This is a genomic window from Priestia sp. BR_2 (assembly GCF_041954005.1).
Taxonomy (GTDB): Bacteria; Bacillota; Bacilli; order Paenibacillales; family Paenibacillaceae; genus Paenibacillus_AQ; species Paenibacillus_AQ lautus_A.
Window position 1 is genome coordinate 12,295 of the sequence record NZ_JAVFHM010000128.1, and the last position, 17,515, is coordinate 29,809.

Genomic DNA, 17,515 nt, shown 5'->3' on the forward strand with positions numbered 1-17,515 from the left:
TGGTGATGAAAGATGAGTAAATCATCCGAAAAGATGTTATCCATCGAGAATGAACTGAAGCAAGTTTCCGAATTGCTTGAAACGCGGCGCAGCGAACTCGAACAGCTGGCATGCAGACTCGAACCCATACATCAGGATGTAGTCTCACTTTCTCAGACTTTGGATCAATTGATTCTTCGTTTTATGAAGCTAAAGAGGCAGCTGCTTCAGGCAAAAGCCAAAGAGCCGACTACTAAAAAGTAATCGGCTCTAATGGGGGATGCGTATAACTTCGCAGGCTGTACGCCCCCTAATCTTATCAAACAGGGGAGAGTGTATTCAATGTTCACTAATGAGGCTTTGTGGAACTTAATTGGTTTTATTTTATTTTTTGGTGTAATCGCTACGGCTATTTATAATGCAGGGCGCCTGGACATAGAGGCAGATGATGCGGATGTCGTAACGGAAATGGCTTTTGAATATCACAGGCCGGTTCAATCCAAGGGTTGTTCGTTTATTTATCCAGGCTCTGATGGTCAAGTACAAATAGGGAGGATTCAAGGATGAAACTGAGAAAAGTTGCTATTTTGGTCGGTGTGTTCTTTATGCTAATGGAATTTTCAACGGTAACTTTGTTTCAGCAAATGATTGCCCTTTCGAAGAAGAATAAACTGCCGGTGGATGAGCTGGTGGCGTTTCAAATGAAGATCATGGACATGATCGTGCTCTTTATGATGATAGCCGGCATAACTTTTTTGGCTCTTATCATCGCTCTAACTATTCGTGCTTTTAAGCCGGACCGAACGGATCCGGCAGAAGCTTAAATAATTTCTTTGGGTTTGAAATTGATTAGATATGATGAACTGAAAAGGAGGATCATTCATGATAGACTTCACTGGTTTGGAGGTACGCTGCAGATATTGTGATGAGCCTTTTGATGGTGATGAGCTTGATCCGAATGGTGGAGGTATTGGTGCGGTTACTGTGATGGATACAATTTTTTTAGTCCGGATGCCAATTGGCACCGATTCACTCTGATCATGGAACAAGGCTCTTCAGAAAATGTGAAAATGCCAAAGTGTTCCCTTAATAAACGACTTTCCTTGATACGCTATCCAGGTGGAAAAAGCAAGATTGCGGATTACATTTATCAGAAGATTAACCCTGTTAAATCCGAAAGGCTTGTCAGCCCTTATGCAGGCGGTGGCAGCGTTGAACTAGCTTTGCTTTATAGCGGAGTAGTAAAGAACCTGGTATTAAATGATTATGATTTTGGAGTCTATTCTTTGTTTCGTTTGATTCAGGATTTCCCAGATGCTCTAATCCTGGAGATTCAGAATCATGAGCCTACTCATGATGACTTTATAAGCGCTAGACAGATTATCAAGTCAGGGTATGCCGGTTGTGATTTGTTTGATGCTGCTTGGAGTTTGCTTGTAGTTAACCGACTTGCTTTTTCAGGGATTTATAAAGCCAATCCTTTGGGGGGGATTCGAGGCGATCGAACCAAGCTTTTATCCCGATGGAATCCCAGTGATTTATGCCGGCGTATTCGGTTGATTCATGAGATGAGTCATCGGTATACCGTGTTGAATCAAGATGCATTAGAGGTCATCGAGGAGGAGTACTGGGGGAATCGAACAACTATTTTTTTGGACCCTCCTTATTATCATCAGGGAAAGAACCTGTATCGGTACTTTTACGAAGAAGAAGATCACCTGGAGTTGCAGTTCCTGCTGGACGAGCTGCACAAGGGGTTCCCTTGTGCAGATATCTTGCTATGTTATGACGATGCCGATTTTATTGAATCGATTTATAAGTATCCGAAAATTGAGCGAATTCAACGAAAATTTAGCGCCTGAACAGCGCAGCTTGGAGAACATTTATTATCTAGGGGGATGACATATGCAATTAGTTCGTGAAGATTGGAAGTTATTTCGCAGCATAGAGACTCTTTGTCAGAAGGCCGGTGTGCACCGGCAGTTTATACCCTTGCTTGTCGTAAAGGAATTGGTGGACAATGCTCTGGATGCTACTGGTGACTGTCAATTGGAGCTTGTTGATGATCATAGTTTTCGAGTGACAGACCAAGGAGCCGGCATTGATCCGGAATGGATAGAACAGTATTTTTCGATCAACCGACCGATGATCTCATCTAAATTGCTTCGGTTGCCGAGTCGTGGTGCTCTTGGGAATGGACTGCGCGTGGTAACTGGTTCCGTAATAGCCACGGGTGGAAGCCTTGTAGTTGCTACACGAGGGCAAGTTTATAAGATCCATCCACAAGAAGATGGGAGCAGCACAAAGGAGTGGGTCGGCTCTGACAGCCATATGGGCACTTCCATCCTTGTAAAGCTGGGCATGCCAGTGAACCAGGATACTCTTGCCTGGGGGAGGACGGCAATTGCCTTCACTAGACATGGGAGTATGTTCTCCGGATTGTCTTCACCGTACTGGTACACATCTGAAGCCTTCTATGAGCTGGTGAATGCTGCGAATATGCCAACCGATACATTTGTTTCATTATTCTGCAGCCGCCGCAAGGCTAATGACATTCTTAAACGATTGGAACACGAAGCCGGGACTTTACTCTCTTCAACGGATCAGTTCACGTTTGCAGATACAGAGCTTTTACTGGAGATGATGCGTGATCAAATACGTACTCCTGTCCCACAAAAGTTAGGGGAAGTTGGAGACTGTTTTATGCATATGGAGCACTCTAAAAAAGCAGGGGAATTCTGGATGAGCTCCGGGCGAGGGAAGTTCAATGCACGAATCCCTGTAGTAGTCGAAGCTTGGGTTGGCATTCATAAAGGGGATAGTGATTCCAATGAATCTGGATTGACGATATGCGTCAATAAAACACCTGTAACAGCGGATGTTAATATCAGTACAAAACAGGCTACGAGTACACTTTGGGGTGGAGGGTTATACATTGATGTGCGGAGTCGCCCGGCAAGTTTTTTTATCAATATCATAACCCCTTATATGCCAATTACAAGCGACGGCAAAGCTCCGGACTTTCGGATGATGTCTACATTGATCGAAGATGCAGTGAAACGGGCAGCGTCAAAAGCTAGAAAGGTACATCTAACCGATTTATCAGGAGGTCGGAGCGAGAAACAGATCATCGTAGATAATTTGGATGCTGCCATTGAGAAGACCAGTGGGGGAGGCCAGTATATATTCAGTCAGCGACAGTTGTATTATGCAATCCGGCCTTATATTATGGATGCTTTTGAGGGGAAACAGCCTAATTATAATTACTTCTGCGCGGTTATCACGGACTATGAAGCTGAGTATGGAGATATATCTGGGATGTATCGAGATCCACGCGGTACACTTTATCATCCACATACAGGGGAAGAGATTCCTTTAGGTACCATAGCTGTACAGCAATATAATCGGCCGCGATGGACATTTAATAAAATCATATTCATTGAAAAAGAAGGGTACTTTGCAAGCTTACGTGATGTTGGATTTCCAGAAAAATATGATTGTGCTCTTTTGTCATCGAAGGGTTATGCATCGAGGGCTGTAAAGGATTTGTTTGACCTTTTGGGTGAGACGGATGAAGAGATCCAATTTTTCTGTGTGCATGATGCGGATGCAGCTGGGACTAAGATTTTTGAAACGCTGCAGGAGGCTACGAGTGCAAGGCCAGGTCGTAAAGTGAAGGTGATCAATCTCGGATTGGATCCGGAAGAAGCGATTGAGATGGGGCTTCAGGTTGAGTCATTTGATGAGACGTCTCGCCGGCGCCCGGTTGCTGATTATGTATCATGGGAATGGGCTGATTGGCTCCAGCAAAACCGCGTGGAATTAAACGCTATGAGTACACCTGAATTTATCGAATGGCTGGAAAATAAAATGCACGAACACGGCGTTGGGAAGGTCATTCCTTCATATGAAGTGCTCACTGCTGTATTTGAAGAAAGTGCTGCTGAGGCCGTCCGAGAACGTGTAAGAAGAGAGATCCTCGAACGAAACTCTTATGAGCAGCTGGTGGATCTCGAGCTAATCAAGGCTAGGGGTGATATCGAACAAGCTAAAATTGATATTCAAAGTGTTGTATCTGAGAAACTTGATGAGAATCCATTACATCGATGGGATGAACCGGTCCGTAATTTGGCTCATAATATCATTAATACCTAATTAGATGGAGAAAAAAAGCGCTGCTATCCGCAGCGCTTTTTTCTTTTAATGGTTTTTATATGCCTTTGATCTTGAAAGTGTGGTCTCAACTCTGGTCCGTCGTTTATGACCAAATGTTGATCCTTCTTTAGGGTTACTTTGCGGTTTGATTCTTTGCGGTTTAGACGTTTCGATATAACCTGGTTTATACCATAAATCTCTCATGCGATTAAGTACATACGGATCCTTTACCCTTTGACTCCAGGTGGGCCCGAAAAAGAGTTCTCCCAACTGTTCATCAGACGGGTTGTTTACTGCTTTGGCAGACATGTAGTTTCGTAGTTGTTTAACGAACTGGAACTTAACACGTGCATCCGGTCGTAAAACAAACATTTCATTGGCCAATGTCTGAATCTGATTTTTTAGGTAGTATTCATCGGCGTAATTTTGTAGGAGGGTGACACCAGATTCAACATCCACTACGCCTTTAATGACTTTAAAACGGATGATACAGGTTGAACCGACTGCTAAGGTGTGGCCTGTCTTGGTGTTATGTAGTACAAAGTTGTGTTTTAAATGAGGGGTATTACATAATTGGCAATGATCGGAGAAGCCTTCACAAGTTTCATCTATGATAGAATCGATTTTCCATTCCTCTTTAGCATCATCTAGGTTTTCAGCATAACTTCTGCTCAGAATATTATACTGAATCGTTTCACTGGGAACAGAATTCTCAACTTTAGCGTCAAAACGAATTTTGATTCTTTTCTTGTAGTTTTGCCTCATAGCATCACTCCTAAATAAAATGTAGGAACTTCCGTTCCCAAATGGTATTATAGCAAATGACTAAGGTTGATGCTAGTATAAAATACAATATGTAGTGTTAACTGTATCGGTAACACACTATACATAGATATTTTGATGAGTAATATGACGGTTTGTGTTATATCTGATCTTTCATATAAATTATACACAAGTTGGAATTAGGGGGATTTAAGATGGATATTGGGATATACGAAGGCGATATCATAAACATAAAACATATACTGGCTTCATTAAGTCCAACGGATAAGGATCAGGTTATTGAAACGTATAGGAAGAGATCGGAGAAGGAAGCCATCACTTGTCCTTTTTGTTTTGAAAAGTTACTCTTACGTGCCGGCGAAATACGTGATGTTCATTTTGCTCATGGCCGAGGCCAAACATGTCAAATGGCAAGATCGTATGATAGTTATCAAACTCAGGTATCCAGGGAAAATGAAAAGCATTCAGTCATTAAAGAGATCATTTACACGGATCTTAAGGGGCAAGAAAGATTTAAGCCCGATTTAAAAGTTGAATATGGGTATAAAGAAAAAGGTCACGAACTTTGGAAGCATTATCCGGATATTTACCTTAACAAAAATGGAAGGGAGTTTGCAATTTCAATTATCACGAATGTACATGAGATTGGGGACAATAAGGTAGTTCAGCTCATTAATAAACGAACTAAATATTTTAAAGAGAAGGGGCTTGAAACAATATGGTTTGTTGAAGATCGTGAACTGGCACATGATCATGTACGAAGGGTGATTCATTTATGGGAAGCAGAATATGGGCTTGCTATAAAAACTGAGGAGGATTATAAGTGGGACGAGTTGCTTAAGGATCTGTCTGAAGAATTTCCGGGTTTCAATATACCAGGTCTTTTTGGGTACCGTGCTCACGCACCATTATCTTTAGATGTTCGCAGCCTATATTATGTGCACTCTGAAGGGGAAAGCATAACCATTTCTGTTCATCGTTTGATCTTGGATTCTAAGAAGAATCCATACCGAGCATTTGCTTTGACTAAAGGCTACAAGCAGAGCATTTCTTATGCTCTAATAGTCAAAGACGCTGTTCTTCTTTGTGACCCCAACCAAGAGGATAGGGACCGGCTTGAGTTTGCTAATGAGCTCATTCATAAAGTGGATGAGTATAATCATCGTTTGGTTAATCATCTTTCTGAAGACACCGTAGAGAATCAAGAATTAGCTGCTGTTGGTCATACTCCGGAAAGGGAAGTGCTGTCTCCAGTTGAACCGGATATAGAGCCAATGATCAGTGAAGTTGATATTACTGAAAACATTTTAAAGCTTAAAAAATATTCAATAACTGAAGCAGAGGCCAAGCAATTTTATTATTATTTGAGATTAAATCAGAGCGAATTGATTGACTATGGTCTAACGCTTAAGGATTTGTATAATATCGTTCAGACCTCCCTTGGAAGAATCGGGGACGAAAAGATTCGTACATGGCTTGTTAAAATTCAAGGTTTATAACGAATGCGTTTATGTCACTGTGGTTCTGGATATTGTATAAGGAGAGGACTGGAGGGATTTAAATGTGTGGAAGATTTACGCTTATAAGTGATTTATCTGAGATAGTAGATACTTTTGATGTGAGCAGTGTTGAGTATGAGTACAAACCTCGTTATAACATAGCCCCTTCTCAAACGATCGCTGTCATAAATGGGAGCAGCGGAAAACGGGTATTGGAAGGATATAGATGGGGGCTTATTCCATTTTGGGCCAAAGATATTAAAATTGGTTACAAGATGATTAATGCCAGGGCTGAAACATTACAATCCAAGCCAGCCTTTCGTCATCTTATTACCACGAAACGTATTATTATTCCGAGTGACGGCTTTTATGAATGGAAACGAGAAGGGAAGGATAAAAAGCAGCCGTATCGTTTTCAGATCAAGTCAAAGGGTGTATATGGTTTTGCAGGTCTGTATGATGAGTGGAAGGATCCGGATGGAGTAATACTGCGCAGCTGCACCATCATAACAACAAAACCAAACGATTTAGTAGCCGATGTCCATGATCGGATGCCGGTAATTTTAGATCACAGTGCTGCAGATACTTGGCTGGATCCGGATATACAAGATAAAGACCTAATACTGGGTCTTCTAAGAACTTATCCTGGTGATTCCATGCGTTCATACCCTGTATCTGCTTTGGTAGGCAATGTAAAGAATACTGGTTCTGAATTGATCGATGAAATTCCGTTGAATTCCAAATAGACTCTAAGCAGCTCATACATGAGCTGCTTTTTTTGATGGATGTACTGTAACATAGGGAGAATTAGTTTGTGGTAGTGAAGTAATTGTTGATTTGCATAATTATTTTATATTTCGTAGTAACCTTGTTGTGTATCACTTATCATGATGGTATCAAAGTACTGGGGGGATCAATAATATGAAAAACGGATTATATTATCATCCTGAAAGAATAAAATCTGATCGAAGTCCACTTATCATGAATTCAACACATCATCATTCAATTACTTACTTTGTCCGTACTCTTGAGAAAATTGCTCCAGAATGTACAGAGGAACTCGAAAGACTTTCAACAGCGTATGAAGAAGCTTATAAATGGTATGTAGAGAATGGATTCAAAGTAAGTAAGGAACCTTCATATTGGGCTATTGTGAAAAATTCCAACCAAAATGAAAAATATAAAGGGTACAGATCGTTGCGGGAAGGTCTTCTTTCTTGGGCGCAAACGTTCCACTTGACTGGATTTAATGATTTTTATTATGAATTGGCATTGTGGGCTATTGCAGATTATTATGAAAGTTGTTTAGATATTGAACGAAAAAAAAGGTTGAAAGAAGCTAAAGAATTTTGCCAGAAGATTGGGCGGTCTGAAGAAGAATATTGGAATGTGATGAATACGACAAAGCCTTATCACGAAAGATTATCACTAAGTGAATCTATTTGTTTCGAAGAAGAATTAGATACACACGAATTAGAAGAAACTAGGCATCCAATTGTTCATGGGTTTTTCGATGCAAATACCCCTTTTGTATTTGCACCTAATCGCTTAAATACAGTATTTGATGATTTCTCAACTCGGTTATATGATTTCGAGAATATATTAGAATACGACCGTAAAAAGACCAGAGTAATTAAAAAGGTCATGTCTGGTGATGACCTTGGAGACTATGAACCAATGGATTGGTTTTTTGGCCAAGGATGGGATCCGAGAAATGAGTCTTGGAGGGACTTTGAAAAGAAGATCGATGATTGGTTTTTGGCTTACAAGAAAATGTACAAGCAACGAGCTGAAAGGTTTTTAGTTGAAAAGGGATACACTAAAGCAAAGGATAAAAGGAACTTAGAACATTTTGAGTGGCTTGTACGTTATCAAATTCAAAATTGGACATTAAAAGAGATCGCTGATTATTATAGTATTCAGAATGATACTGTTGTAAATGAAGATACTGTTTGGAAAGCTGTGAAAAACACGTCTGAAATCGTTCTGTTGACTCTACGTGAGCCGAATAAGGCAGGGCGGCCTAGAAATAAATAACTTTAGCCAAGGGATGATATGGATGGAGAGGTACAGCGCAGTTGCAAAATCATAACAACAAAACCAAACGATTTAGTAGCCGGTGTCCATGATAGGATGCCAGTAATACTGGGTGATAAAAATGTAGACATCTGGCTGGATCCGGAAGTACGAGATAAAGGAAAGCTTCAGGAATTATTATCTCCCTTCCCTGCAGCTAACATGTTGTCCTATCCAGTTTCCGTTGCAGTTGGGAACGATAAGAATACGGGTACTGAATTAATAGATGAGATTACGTTAACTCAAAATAAGACCCACTCCACGCAAAGGCGTGGGAGTGGGTCTTATTTTTCAGTATGAATACCGAATACATGCCGATCAAACCACCTAATAAAATACTCGCGTAGCATTAGGCGTCGTCGCGAGTTCCTCGCAGACTGAGGGGGACGATTTCACTGAACCAGAATCCAGCAGCTGCTGGTGTTTGTAGCCTAATTTCCAAATTGCTGTAATTTTGAACAGTTCCTTTTTTGGGGATAATAACGGCAGGAATGTCGGTTAAGCTATTGCGATAAAGGCGGGCAGCTGTATTCAGCACACCTTTATTAAAAAAGGCATCGCGATCAGGACTATCAAATCCATCGACCTGGAATTGTAGAATTGTGTTAGGGTTATATCTTTTTGTATCTTTATTGAATACCGTTCCACCTTTGAAATACAAGACGTAACTGTTTTTCTGATCTTTAACCATCAGGTTCTTGATCGAAGGTCGGTTATTGAACCATTTGAGCGTATTGATCGGTTTTATCAACCCAAGGTTGGGGTCATTGGGATCGGAAAGGTCGATGGCGATAAGTGCGTCTAGCTTGCCTTGATACAGTCCGTCTTTTGACGTGATGGTCATACGTTCTTCTTTCCACATTTCTTCGACCGAGGCCTTTCTAGCTTGTCTCAGATCGGCTTCCGTGGTTACCCACATTTCCGGCATCACGGTGAAGATGTTTGTTCCATGCCATGCGATTTCAGCACTGCCGACCGCATACTTATCGACTTGGAGGTCAGTGCCATTGTTCTTGGAAAGAATTCGTTCGATTACAACGATGGCCTGCGCACGCGTGGTCAGCCCTTTCGGAGCGATCTGCCCTATACCGACGCCATTAATAAGACCGGCTTTCGTAGCGAGATACATCCATTTGTCATCTTCTTTTGTCGTTTCTCCGATTGCACGAGCTGCAACGCGGGCCATTTCTTCACGTGTCATGACTTTCGTCCAAGCGGCTTCGTTATCGTTGAAATCGGCAGATGCGTAAAGTCCTACTTTGCTTGCTGCTTCAACGTACTCCGTGTACCATTTACCGCTTGCTGGCGTGGTCTCAAGTTCCAGGGCCGAGACGACCATCTTCAAGAATTCGGCGCGTGTGACACTGGCGTCTGGCTTAAATGTACCGTTAGTGTATCCATCGACATAGCCTTTGGAAACGGCTTTGGTAATGGCGCTAGCGCCCCAGTGGGTCGATTTCACATCGGAAAATTGAGTTGTCGCGGCTTGAGCGTTAGGTGTCTTGATGCATATCAAACCTACCATAAGTGCTGAAGCCAATGCGATTCCTGCAATTTTGATGAATAGTTTTTTCATGGCACTCTCTCCTTTTGATTAAGCGCTCTTAATTTGGGAGAACGCCCCTTTATATTTATCGTCATCATGGGCTTAGCAATTTGCTTTTCTATTTACTAAAAGGTAAATATCCATACCTTGACACGCCTTATTCGTTCTCAAATCGTTCTTCTACGTGGCCCATGGCTTTGAAACGGCATGATCGTGATATTGAATCCTGTTCTTAGTGGGACAGATACGCGTTAACGTATCGATCAGAAGAATGGGTTATTAAATTTCAGGCATTGAGGTAATCATTGTTTACGGATCCTGCGGGCACCCGAATATCTCTAGACCGCATAATCAAAAATATCAGAAGTGCAAACTGCAAATTTTTTTGCTGGTAGGGTGAATTCACTACTTCTCATCTTCTCTACACAGAAGACGACAAATTGCGATAAAATGGAATAAATGAGCTAGATTCTACCGTTTCAAGAGTAGGTCCCTTTACGAAAGGGGACGAGATACCGGCATGTCCCGGTTCTTTTTATTCACCATGATACCAACTGCGTAACGTCCCCATCTGCACTTCATCAGAACGCATGTCAGCAAAAGTCGTATTTTGGTAGAAATAAATCTACGGAAGGGGATCAGGATACTCCTCAGAGCTAGAAAAACTAGATTTGATATATTAGAAGGTGTGAGATGTTGTTATGATTTTGGGAAAGAAAATTAGATTAAAACCAACTGAAGAACAGGAGAAGCAGCTCTGGAAATCTGTGGGGGTTGCTCGCTGGGCCTATAACTGGGCGTTAGCAAAACAAGAAGAAAATTACCAAAGTGGCGGCAAGTTTCTTTCTGATGGTTTGTTGAGGAAGGAACTAACACAACTCAAGCAAAACGAAGAATACTCATGGTTGTACAATGTGTCCAACAACGTAACCAAACAAGCAGTTAAAGATGCATGCGACGCCTATAAGAAGTTTTTCAAGAGGGTGGCTGAGAAACCAAAATTCAAGAGCCGTAAGCGCTCAAAGCCTTCGTTCTATAACGACAATGTAAAGCTTAAAGTCAGGCAGAATCATGTTCTTATCGAGAAGGTAGGTTGGATTAAATCAACTGAAAAGCTTCCTAGTGCGAAATTTTCAAACCCAAGAGTGTCGTTCGACGGAAAGTATTGGTACTTGTCAGTCGGTATGGAGCAGAGTTTCCCTGATCAACAGCTTACTGACAATGTTGTAGGCATTGACGTAGGCATAAAAGAACTAGCGGTCTGTTCTGATGGAGTACGTTTCAAAAATATAAATAAAACCAAAATAGTCAAACGAGCTGAGAAACGATTCCGCAGGTTGCAGCGCAAAGTTTCCCGAAAATATGAAATGAACAAGGAGGGGAACCGTTTTGTCAAAACATGCAACATTGTTAAAGTGGAGAAAAAAATTCGTTTGCTTCATCGGCGACTGACGAATATCCGAATCAATCACATCCATCAAGTTACAAGTGCAATCGTGAAAACCAAGCCTTGCACAGTCGTGATGGAAGACTTGAACATCAAAGGCATGATGAAGAACAAACACCTATCGAAATCCGTTGCTCAGCAGAAACTTTATGATTTCAAGCTCAAACTGCAGTACAAATGCGCTAAATACCGAATTCGCTTTTTGGAAGCTAATAGATGGTACCCTTCATCAAAAACTTGTTCTGTCTGCGGACACATCAATAAAGACCTAAAACTTTCAGATAGAGTGTTCAGGTGTTTGTGTGGGCTAGTGGTAGACCGAGACTTAAACGCCGCTATCAACTTAGCTAAACTAGCAAAATGACACTCATCAAGTCATTGCTAGTATGTAGGAATCGTTGTATCCGAATTTACGCTTGTGGAGTGTCACACCAAATGCGAGTAGCTTCGGCAAAAGCAGGCACGAAGAAGCAAGAAGCAAACAAAAGATACGCTCATAAAATCTTTTGGCAACGGTAGTGGAATGAGTAGACAACAACGTGTTATTATTCCGAGTGACGGTTTTTATGAATGGAAACGAGAAGGGAAGGACAAAAAACAGACCTATCGATTTCAGATCAAGTCAAAGAGTGTGTAAGGATTTGCAGGTCTGTACGATGAGTGGAAGAATCCGGATGAAGAGGTACTGCGCAGCTGCACCATCATAACAACAAAACCAAACGATTTAGTAGCTGATGCCCATGATAGGATGCCGGTTATATTGGATGAAAAAAATGCAGACATCTGGCTGGATCCGGATGTACAAGATAAAGAAAGGCTTCAGGAATTATTATCTCCTTTCCCTGCAGCCAAAATGCTGTCCTATCCAGTTTCTGCTGCAGTAGGGAGTGTCAAGAATACGGGTTCTGAATTAATAGATGAGATTCCGTTAAACTCAAAATAAGACCCACTCCCACCAGAAGGCGTGTGAACAGGTCTTTTTTTGTATGATTACCGCCTTGTGTATTAGATATTTACATAATACTATGGATTTGCTGATGCCAGAAAATCGAGTCAGATGGAAATCATTTCGTTTGAAGGGACAACTCAATGCATGAATGAACATGACTTTGTCACTAAATTCGGGTTTACCCCACAATATATTTCTGAATTTACGCTGCAGCATAGAGTGAAATTAACCGAATTTGCCAGGATGCACCATCTAAACATTCGCTCCTTACTTCGCGCAGTTCATATTTTGGGTATTGAACATTACAAAACACAAACTCAGTCGAAAATGAGGTTTACCTGCCTTTATTGTGGGAAAGAATTTTTGCGTTACGAGTCACAGCTTAAAGGGGATCGAACGTTCTGTAGCAGAAAATGTTCCGACCGAAGCCGTGAAAAGGATTTTGAAGATTGCCAATTTCGCTTCGATCTCTCTTCGTATGCCTTTATGAAACCAAGTGATTCATTAGGGGATTATTCTGCGATCGACAGCACATTGAGCGATCGACAGATCCAAAACTTAGTAGCGCATGACAACTGCGACTCGACCTTTTTTTCGAAAGGTATTCAAAGCGAAGCGAGAGCTTATATTTTTGGACTATTCTTAACCGACGGCAATATCACAGCCTCCACGAAAAACCGGAAATTTCCGAAGTATGTCATTCAAATCAGGATGGAGGATGAAGATATTATCCGATCGGTTCACGATGAACTTCGGTTTAAAACAGCCATCGGTCAAACCGACAACGGAAAGTATTCCAAAGCAGCGGTTACCAACGCGCACCTATTTCACGACTTATCCATGCTCGGATGTACTACGAATAAAACTGAAGTCGCCAATTATCCTGAACTTGCTGATAACTTGGATCGACACTTCATTCGCGGCGTAATTGATGGGGACGGATCTTGGATAAGACGCCAGCGCGGAGACGCTTTGGAGTTAAAATTCTGCGGCAACGATCGATTGTTATATGGGATATACCTAAAGATTAAACAGCATGTTGGTGTAACACCTTCGTCTCTGGATTATCCATCGGATTATAATCCAACCTATCTGATGAAGACGTACTGCACATTAGTCTATAACAAAGCTGCAGCTCTTCAAATTCGTGACTGGGTATATCAAAAATCAACCCTGTATGGTGCGCGGAAGTTTAAGGCTGCTTATTCGGTGGATCAACAAAAAGGAAGCATCACAACTGCCGAACTTTGCGCAATGTTAGGATGCAGCCATAGATTCATTACACCGAATATCAGGAAATATCAACTTCCTCATGTGAGAGAGGGGAACAATTATCGGTTTTCTCCGGAGCAAGTGGATTTTTGGTGCCGGCTCTGGAGAGAGAGACAGAGTGACCAGCATGCATCGACCGAGGAAATTATAGAACGTTTAACCTAGCTGATAGGGCAGGGGAGAGCATAATAAAAGTGACTTTGCTGACTACAACCAGCGAAGCCACAAGCGCTCGGAATAAATTATTCAGAAGCCAAATTAATGAAAAGGCTGATGAAGAGTAATATTAATATCGTCCCAATTCAGAAGCTTGGTGATATTGAGGCATATTGGAAGTAAAGAAGCATTATACGAGATATGTAGCAGCTGCAGATAGTGGCCAATGCATGATGCGCCGGGGGCATCGATCCGGAAACGTCCGGACGTGCCGGCAGGAGAAAAGAAGTCGCGGAAACTGAAAAAAGAGCCTAATGAAGGCTCTTTTTCTTTATATAAAACTGTACTCCAGCGATCTATTCACGATTTGCTTGTTGCGTTTGACCTTATCGATACCGATCTGCTTAAGAGGTAATGATCAACGCTTTGAATTGGATTATTGGGTACCTTATTGCTAGTTTGTTAGGTTGTCAGTGGGCAACTTGTAATGTAAATGTTGGTTTTTTGACCAATGCTTTTTCTTATAAATGGTATTTGTCTAATTGAATGGATTTCTAGACAATTACCGCTTTCAAATTCACTTGTTTATATTTATAACTGGAAATAACAACCAACATGAATAATAGCAAGGGGTACTTCCTTTACCGTCGATAAATCGGGATAAATATAACCATATACTCTAATAACGTTACCACTTCTTTTGATGTCGGTTATGCCTACTAACATAGGAACATATTGCGATGCAAAATTGGTGCCAATTACAATAGACCAATTTTTTGTACAACAAGAACAAACCTTATCAAATATAGTCTGTGTACAATATTCTGGAGGGAGTGTAGGCATACTTGGTCCTGGACAATTATTTCCGATAGTTTCTACCCAATCATAATTATTTCTAAGCATCTCGAAATATCTAACTAGGCGCTCAGGTGGTGGTGTGATTGGCGCTATGATACTTCGGTTAGAATTATTTAAAAGCGAATACACAATTTCTTAACTCCCTTCAAATGTGATCTTAAATATTATATGCTGGTCAGACATATGGGTTCCTGCACCTATTTTTGTCGGGGGACAAGAACTTTCATCCAGAGTAGTTGAGGGATGGGATTCTTTATTTCATTCATCCTCATTAATACATGTTCGCAAAAGTCGTGTTTTGTACATATGTCTGTAAACCGGGACAAAAGAAAAACGCCTATCAGCCTTATTTGTGTTGGATGACAAGAACTTGATAACATTGCCACGATCCCATACTCAGCCGGTTATATTAATAAAAAACAGCAGCTGATCTAAACCGATCGCTGCTGTTTTTATTAAGCTATCGTTTCCCGTTAGTTCAACCACCATGAGTTATCAAGAGTTATTATTCAATACTCTGAAACCATTCAGGATGTTCATCTCTAGTTATAACACCATCCATAGGGAATTGTGGCAAACAGGAGTATGTTCTGTTCTTCCGTTCATTTAATTTTAGTCTTACTCACCTACCATACCGTCACCATCACGATCATCCATGTATTTGTATAACCAATGATCACTCGTTATTGGCATACTATAACCGGCTGCTTTCGCTTCTTTTATCGTTATCTTCCCGTTACCATTGGTATCAACACTAGAAAGATCATCTTTTGTATTTGGATTAGTCGCTTTTGTGTTAGAACTTTTTGAATCAGAAGGCTTACTGTCTGTTAAACCAAGGGTTTTGTTTACTTCGTCAGGATTCACATTATCAAATTTATCGACAATCACGTTACCCTTTAACGTATAGGTGTATTGATAACTGGAGGGAATCTGCGTTTTCGTGTTCGGGTAGGTGATAATTGCTTCAAAATTAGTAGCTCCACCTGATTTGCGTATAGCGTCTTCCATATATGCTTGATCACCATGTCGGTTGAGCGTACTATCTTGTGGGGTGATATTATAAGCATTGGATACACCGCCAAGAGAATCAGCTATGGCATGTCCTTCGTCTAAAACAGCACTCTCAACCCCAGGGACCTTTGCTTCATCAGCACAATACCTACCAGACGATGACACAGGCTCTTTATTGTCATCTTGTAGAATGATTTTATCAGCAATGACACGCACTAGTTGCCCGTGTTCGTTTGTAAATGCCCAGTATTCACGCTTCCCGTAACCTACATCCACAACGACGTTAGGTTCACGATGGCCAGACAAATCACAAGCATCCACTTCAATACGTTCGTATCCTGAGAATAGATCGTTATTTGGTTGGGTTGGTGTTTCCTCGACTGCCGGTTCATCAACAACCTTTTCTTCTCCTTTTGGTTCCTTAATGGCCTCGGTAATAGTTCCCTCTGCTTCTTTATCAACTTTGTTTACTTCTTGTATGGCGTTTTCTCCATTTGTAATAGGCGGATCTTCTACATTGGTACAACCAACCATAAAGATGATCGTTAAAATTAAGATTAAATAGTTCATTTTCTTTTTCAATTTAGGACTCCCCTATAATTTCATACTGTTCATTCTAAAAACGACGACTATAACTTATCTTGTTCTATAATCTTACCATAAAAGACTAATATCCTATTGAATTATCCTGCCAATTACAATAGAACAGGGAGCAGCGGCGCGGCGTTCTGCTCCCTGTATTGGTTCAACTATCGTTTCCCGTTAGCTTAACGGGCTTCCGATTACCTCCACCACTTTCCTCACACATTTATCCGTTGTTCAGATTCAATTATTTTATCTTCACAGCGTTTTGAAGCAGCATGATGATTAGTTTTTATTCTGTCTTGCTTTAGCCACTCTTGGTAATTGTTTCTCAAAAATGGTTAATACATTTGAAATCAATTGTTCGCTCGGATTTTCGTTGTCTTTTATAAGTGCATATATAAGGTTCAAGAAAGTCTTTGCGTCTTTCTCTGTTAAACTTTTGATTGATTCCATGGTGCTATCATTTGGAAAATTTTCTTCCTTCGTCTCCATAACTATTCCTCCATTTTTAAATATCATTTATTCTTCCGTTACAAAGTATTAATGCGTTGTTTCCAAGCTAGCTCCCCAGTGGTTGGAAAGTTGATTTATTGTTTCCCGTTAGTTTAATCACCTATTGTTAGCTGCTATTCGTAGCCCTTCTTCATAGAACGCTTTATTTGCTTCGACCCAAGCAATTTTTAATGCCTCTTCTGGTTTGAACAGCCCTCTTCCGTTTGTTTCATAGTTATTTTGAAAATCATCAAGCCTTATGATTCTTGCAGAATAAAAGACCATATAGCTCTCTGGATATGGATACTTATAATTCTCTGGCTTGTTATATAGTCTTATCAATTCATATCCGAGAACGTGAGGAGATTCAATCAAAGCACCTGTTTCTTCATAAAGTTCCCTTTTCATTGCCTCCATAGGCGTTTCCCCAGGTTCAATATGCCCTCCAGGTATATCCCATCCTCTTTCATTCAAATTAGTTAATAACAATGCGTCTTCTTGAAATGCAAGTACAAACGAGCACGTTATTAATTCTTGACGAGGAATAACTTCAGACAATACTAATTGTGTTTCGTTAGGCAACGGGAGCCCTCTAACGTTTTTTTCTTCTCTGATAATTTTCATTTCAAAATTTCACCTCTTCAATACATTGGAATTTAAAGCAATACTTTAGAGTCACAAAATTTCCAAAAAACTGCCCGTTA

General features: G+C 40.8%; 17 protein-coding genes and 1 pseudogene. 13 read left to right on the plus strand and 5 right to left on the minus strand.

Translation table 11 applies throughout. From position 1 onward, the window contains the following. The first annotated feature begins 12 nt into the window (after window positions 1-12). The 6 genes from RB298_RS04670 (at window position 13) to RB298_RS04695 (ending at window position 4,134) form a co-directional block, all read left to right on the plus strand. Window positions 13-243 carry a Spo0E family sporulation regulatory protein-aspartic acid phosphatase gene (locus RB298_RS04670; protein ID WP_486046047.1) on the plus strand — a complete coding sequence of 77 codons (231 nt, stop codon included), beginning with the start codon at window positions 13-15 and terminating at the stop codon, window positions 241-243. A gap of 78 nt (window positions 244-321) precedes the next feature. Beyond that, window positions 322-546: a hypothetical protein gene (locus RB298_RS04675; protein ID WP_486046049.1), complete on the plus strand. Its 225-nt coding sequence runs from the start codon at window positions 322-324 to the stop codon at window positions 544-546. Then, window positions 543-803 (plus strand): hypothetical protein, encoded by a 261-nt coding sequence (locus RB298_RS04680; protein ID WP_486046051.1) that lies wholly within the window; start codon window positions 543-545, stop codon window positions 801-803. The genes RB298_RS04675 and RB298_RS04680 overlap by 4 nt, the downstream gene beginning before the upstream one ends. Window positions 804-861: 58 nt before the next feature. Further along, window positions 862-1,017: a hypothetical protein gene (locus RB298_RS04685; protein WP_486046053.1), complete on the plus strand. Its 156-nt coding sequence runs from the start codon at window positions 862-864 to the stop codon at window positions 1,015-1,017. 2 nt (window positions 1,018-1,019) lie between these two features. Then, window positions 1,020-1,841 carry a DNA adenine methylase gene (locus RB298_RS04690; RefSeq protein WP_486046055.1) on the plus strand — a complete coding sequence of 274 codons (822 nt, stop codon included), beginning with the start codon at window positions 1,020-1,022 and terminating at the stop codon, window positions 1,839-1,841. 43 nt (window positions 1,842-1,884) lie between these two features. Continuing rightward, a complete protein-coding gene (locus RB298_RS04695) occupies window positions 1,885-4,134 on the plus strand; it encodes an ATP-binding protein (protein ID WP_486046057.1) in 2,250 nt (749 codons plus the stop codon). A gap of 45 nt (window positions 4,135-4,179) precedes the next feature. On the opposite strand, the gene RB298_RS04700 is transcribed toward RB298_RS04695, so the two are convergent. Beyond that, window positions 4,180-4,899 (minus strand): hypothetical protein, encoded by a 720-nt coding sequence (locus tag RB298_RS04700; protein WP_486046059.1) that lies wholly within the window; start codon window positions 4,897-4,899, stop codon window positions 4,180-4,182. Between the two features lie 212 nt (window positions 4,900-5,111). Here RB298_RS04700 and RB298_RS04705 point away from each other — a divergent pair, with 212 nt between their 5' ends. From RB298_RS04705 to RB298_RS04720, 4 genes are all read left to right on the plus strand, one after another. Then, on the plus strand, window positions 5,112-6,416 hold the full coding sequence (locus tag RB298_RS04705) for a competence protein CoiA family protein (RefSeq protein WP_486046061.1): 1,305 nt from the start codon (window positions 5,112-5,114) through the stop codon (window positions 6,414-6,416). Window positions 6,417-6,478: 62 nt separating this feature from the next. Continuing rightward, the gene (locus RB298_RS04710) at window positions 6,479-7,162 is read left to right on the plus strand and encodes an SOS response-associated peptidase (RefSeq protein ID WP_486046063.1); all 684 of its coding nucleotides are present in this window, start codon (window positions 6,479-6,481) and stop codon (window positions 7,160-7,162) included. 175 nt (window positions 7,163-7,337) lie between these two features. Beyond that, on the plus strand, window positions 7,338-8,453 hold the full coding sequence (locus tag RB298_RS04715) for a hypothetical protein (RefSeq protein WP_486046065.1): 1,116 nt from the start codon (window positions 7,338-7,340) through the stop codon (window positions 8,451-8,453). An 18-nt stretch (window positions 8,454-8,471) separates the two neighbouring features. After that, complete coding sequence (locus RB298_RS04720) at window positions 8,472-8,792, plus strand: SOS response-associated peptidase family protein (RefSeq protein ID WP_486046067.1); 321 nt, start codon at window positions 8,472-8,474, stop codon at window positions 8,790-8,792. 49 nt (window positions 8,793-8,841) lie between these two features. On the opposite strand, the gene RB298_RS04725 is transcribed toward RB298_RS04720, so the two are convergent. After that, window positions 8,842-10,068, minus strand: a complete 1,227-nt coding sequence (locus RB298_RS04725; RefSeq protein ID WP_486046069.1) for an S-layer homology domain-containing protein — start codon at window positions 10,066-10,068, stop codon at window positions 8,842-8,844. 671 nt (window positions 10,069-10,739) lie between these two features. On the opposite strand from RB298_RS04725, the gene RB298_RS04730 reads away from it, so the two are divergent. The 3 genes and pseudogenes from RB298_RS04730 (at window position 10,740) to RB298_RS04740 (ending at window position 13,871) form a co-directional block, all read left to right on the plus strand. Beyond that, window positions 10,740-11,849, plus strand: a complete 1,110-nt coding sequence (locus RB298_RS04730; RefSeq protein WP_486046070.1) for an RNA-guided endonuclease InsQ/TnpB family protein — start codon at window positions 10,740-10,742, stop codon at window positions 11,847-11,849. 159 nt (window positions 11,850-12,008) lie between these two features. Then, a pseudogene (locus tag RB298_RS04735) lies at window positions 12,009-12,428 on the plus strand (SOS response-associated peptidase). 150 nt (window positions 12,429-12,578) lie between these two features. Next, window positions 12,579-13,871: a helix-turn-helix domain-containing protein gene (locus RB298_RS04740; RefSeq protein ID WP_486046072.1), complete on the plus strand. Its 1,293-nt coding sequence runs from the start codon at window positions 12,579-12,581 to the stop codon at window positions 13,869-13,871. A gap of 1,467 nt (window positions 13,872-15,338) precedes the next feature. Here RB298_RS04740 and RB298_RS04745 read toward each other — a convergent pair. From RB298_RS04745 to RB298_RS04755, 3 genes are all read right to left on the minus strand, one after another. Next, a complete protein-coding gene (locus RB298_RS04745) occupies window positions 15,339-16,316 on the minus strand; it encodes a DNA/RNA non-specific endonuclease (RefSeq protein WP_486046074.1) in 978 nt (325 codons plus the stop codon). A 285-nt stretch (window positions 16,317-16,601) separates the two neighbouring features. Then, window positions 16,602-16,811 carry a hypothetical protein gene (locus tag RB298_RS04750; protein WP_119848359.1) on the minus strand — a complete coding sequence of 70 codons (210 nt, stop codon included), beginning with the start codon at window positions 16,809-16,811 and terminating at the stop codon, window positions 16,602-16,604. A 117-nt stretch (window positions 16,812-16,928) separates the two neighbouring features. After that, window positions 16,929-17,435, minus strand: coding sequence for an NUDIX domain-containing protein (locus RB298_RS04755; protein ID WP_486046076.1), 507 nt, complete (start codon window positions 17,433-17,435; stop codon window positions 16,929-16,931). Window positions 17,436-17,515 lie beyond the last annotated feature (80 nt).

Excerpts from the sequence above, each read along its gene's own strand:
- RB298_RS04675 (WP_486046049.1), top strand. The coding sequence starts at position 322 with ATGTTCACTAATGAGGCTTTGTGGAACTTAATTGGTTTTATTTTATTT.
- RB298_RS04670 (WP_486046047.1), top strand. The coding sequence starts at position 13 with ATGAGTAAATCATCCGAAAAGATGTTATCCATCGAGAATGAACTGAAG.
- RB298_RS04720 (WP_486046067.1), top strand. The coding sequence starts at position 8,472 with ATGGATGGAGAGGTACAGCGCAGTTGCAAAATCATAACAACAAAACCA.
- RB298_RS04725 (WP_486046069.1), bottom strand. The coding sequence starts at position 10,068 with ATGAAAAAACTATTCATCAAAATTGCAGGAATCGCATTGGCTTCAGCA.
- RB298_RS04740 (WP_486046072.1), top strand. The coding sequence starts at position 12,579 with ATGAATGAACATGACTTTGTCACTAAATTCGGGTTTACCCCACAATAT.
- RB298_RS04705 (WP_486046061.1), top strand. The coding sequence starts at position 5,112 with ATGGATATTGGGATATACGAAGGCGATATCATAAACATAAAACATATA.
- RB298_RS04755 (WP_486046076.1), bottom strand. The coding sequence starts at position 17,435 with ATGAAAATTATCAGAGAAGAAAAAAACGTTAGAGGGCTCCCGTTGCCT.
- RB298_RS04695 (WP_486046057.1), top strand. The coding sequence starts at position 1,885 with ATGCAATTAGTTCGTGAAGATTGGAAGTTATTTCGCAGCATAGAGACT.
- RB298_RS04680 (WP_486046051.1), top strand. The coding sequence starts at position 543 with ATGAAACTGAGAAAAGTTGCTATTTTGGTCGGTGTGTTCTTTATGCTA.
- RB298_RS04730 (WP_486046070.1), top strand. The coding sequence starts at position 10,740 with ATGATTTTGGGAAAGAAAATTAGATTAAAACCAACTGAAGAACAGGAG.
- RB298_RS04750 (WP_119848359.1), bottom strand. The coding sequence starts at position 16,811 with ATGGAGACGAAGGAAGAAAATTTTCCAAATGATAGCACCATGGAATCA.
- RB298_RS04700 (WP_486046059.1), bottom strand. The coding sequence starts at position 4,899 with ATGAGGCAAAACTACAAGAAAAGAATCAAAATTCGTTTTGACGCTAAA.
- RB298_RS04710 (WP_486046063.1), top strand. The coding sequence starts at position 6,479 with ATGTGTGGAAGATTTACGCTTATAAGTGATTTATCTGAGATAGTAGAT.
- RB298_RS04685 (WP_486046053.1), top strand. The coding sequence starts at position 862 with ATGATAGACTTCACTGGTTTGGAGGTACGCTGCAGATATTGTGATGAG.
- RB298_RS04690 (WP_486046055.1), top strand. The coding sequence starts at position 1,020 with ATGGAACAAGGCTCTTCAGAAAATGTGAAAATGCCAAAGTGTTCCCTT.
- RB298_RS04715 (WP_486046065.1), top strand. The coding sequence starts at position 7,338 with ATGAAAAACGGATTATATTATCATCCTGAAAGAATAAAATCTGATCGA.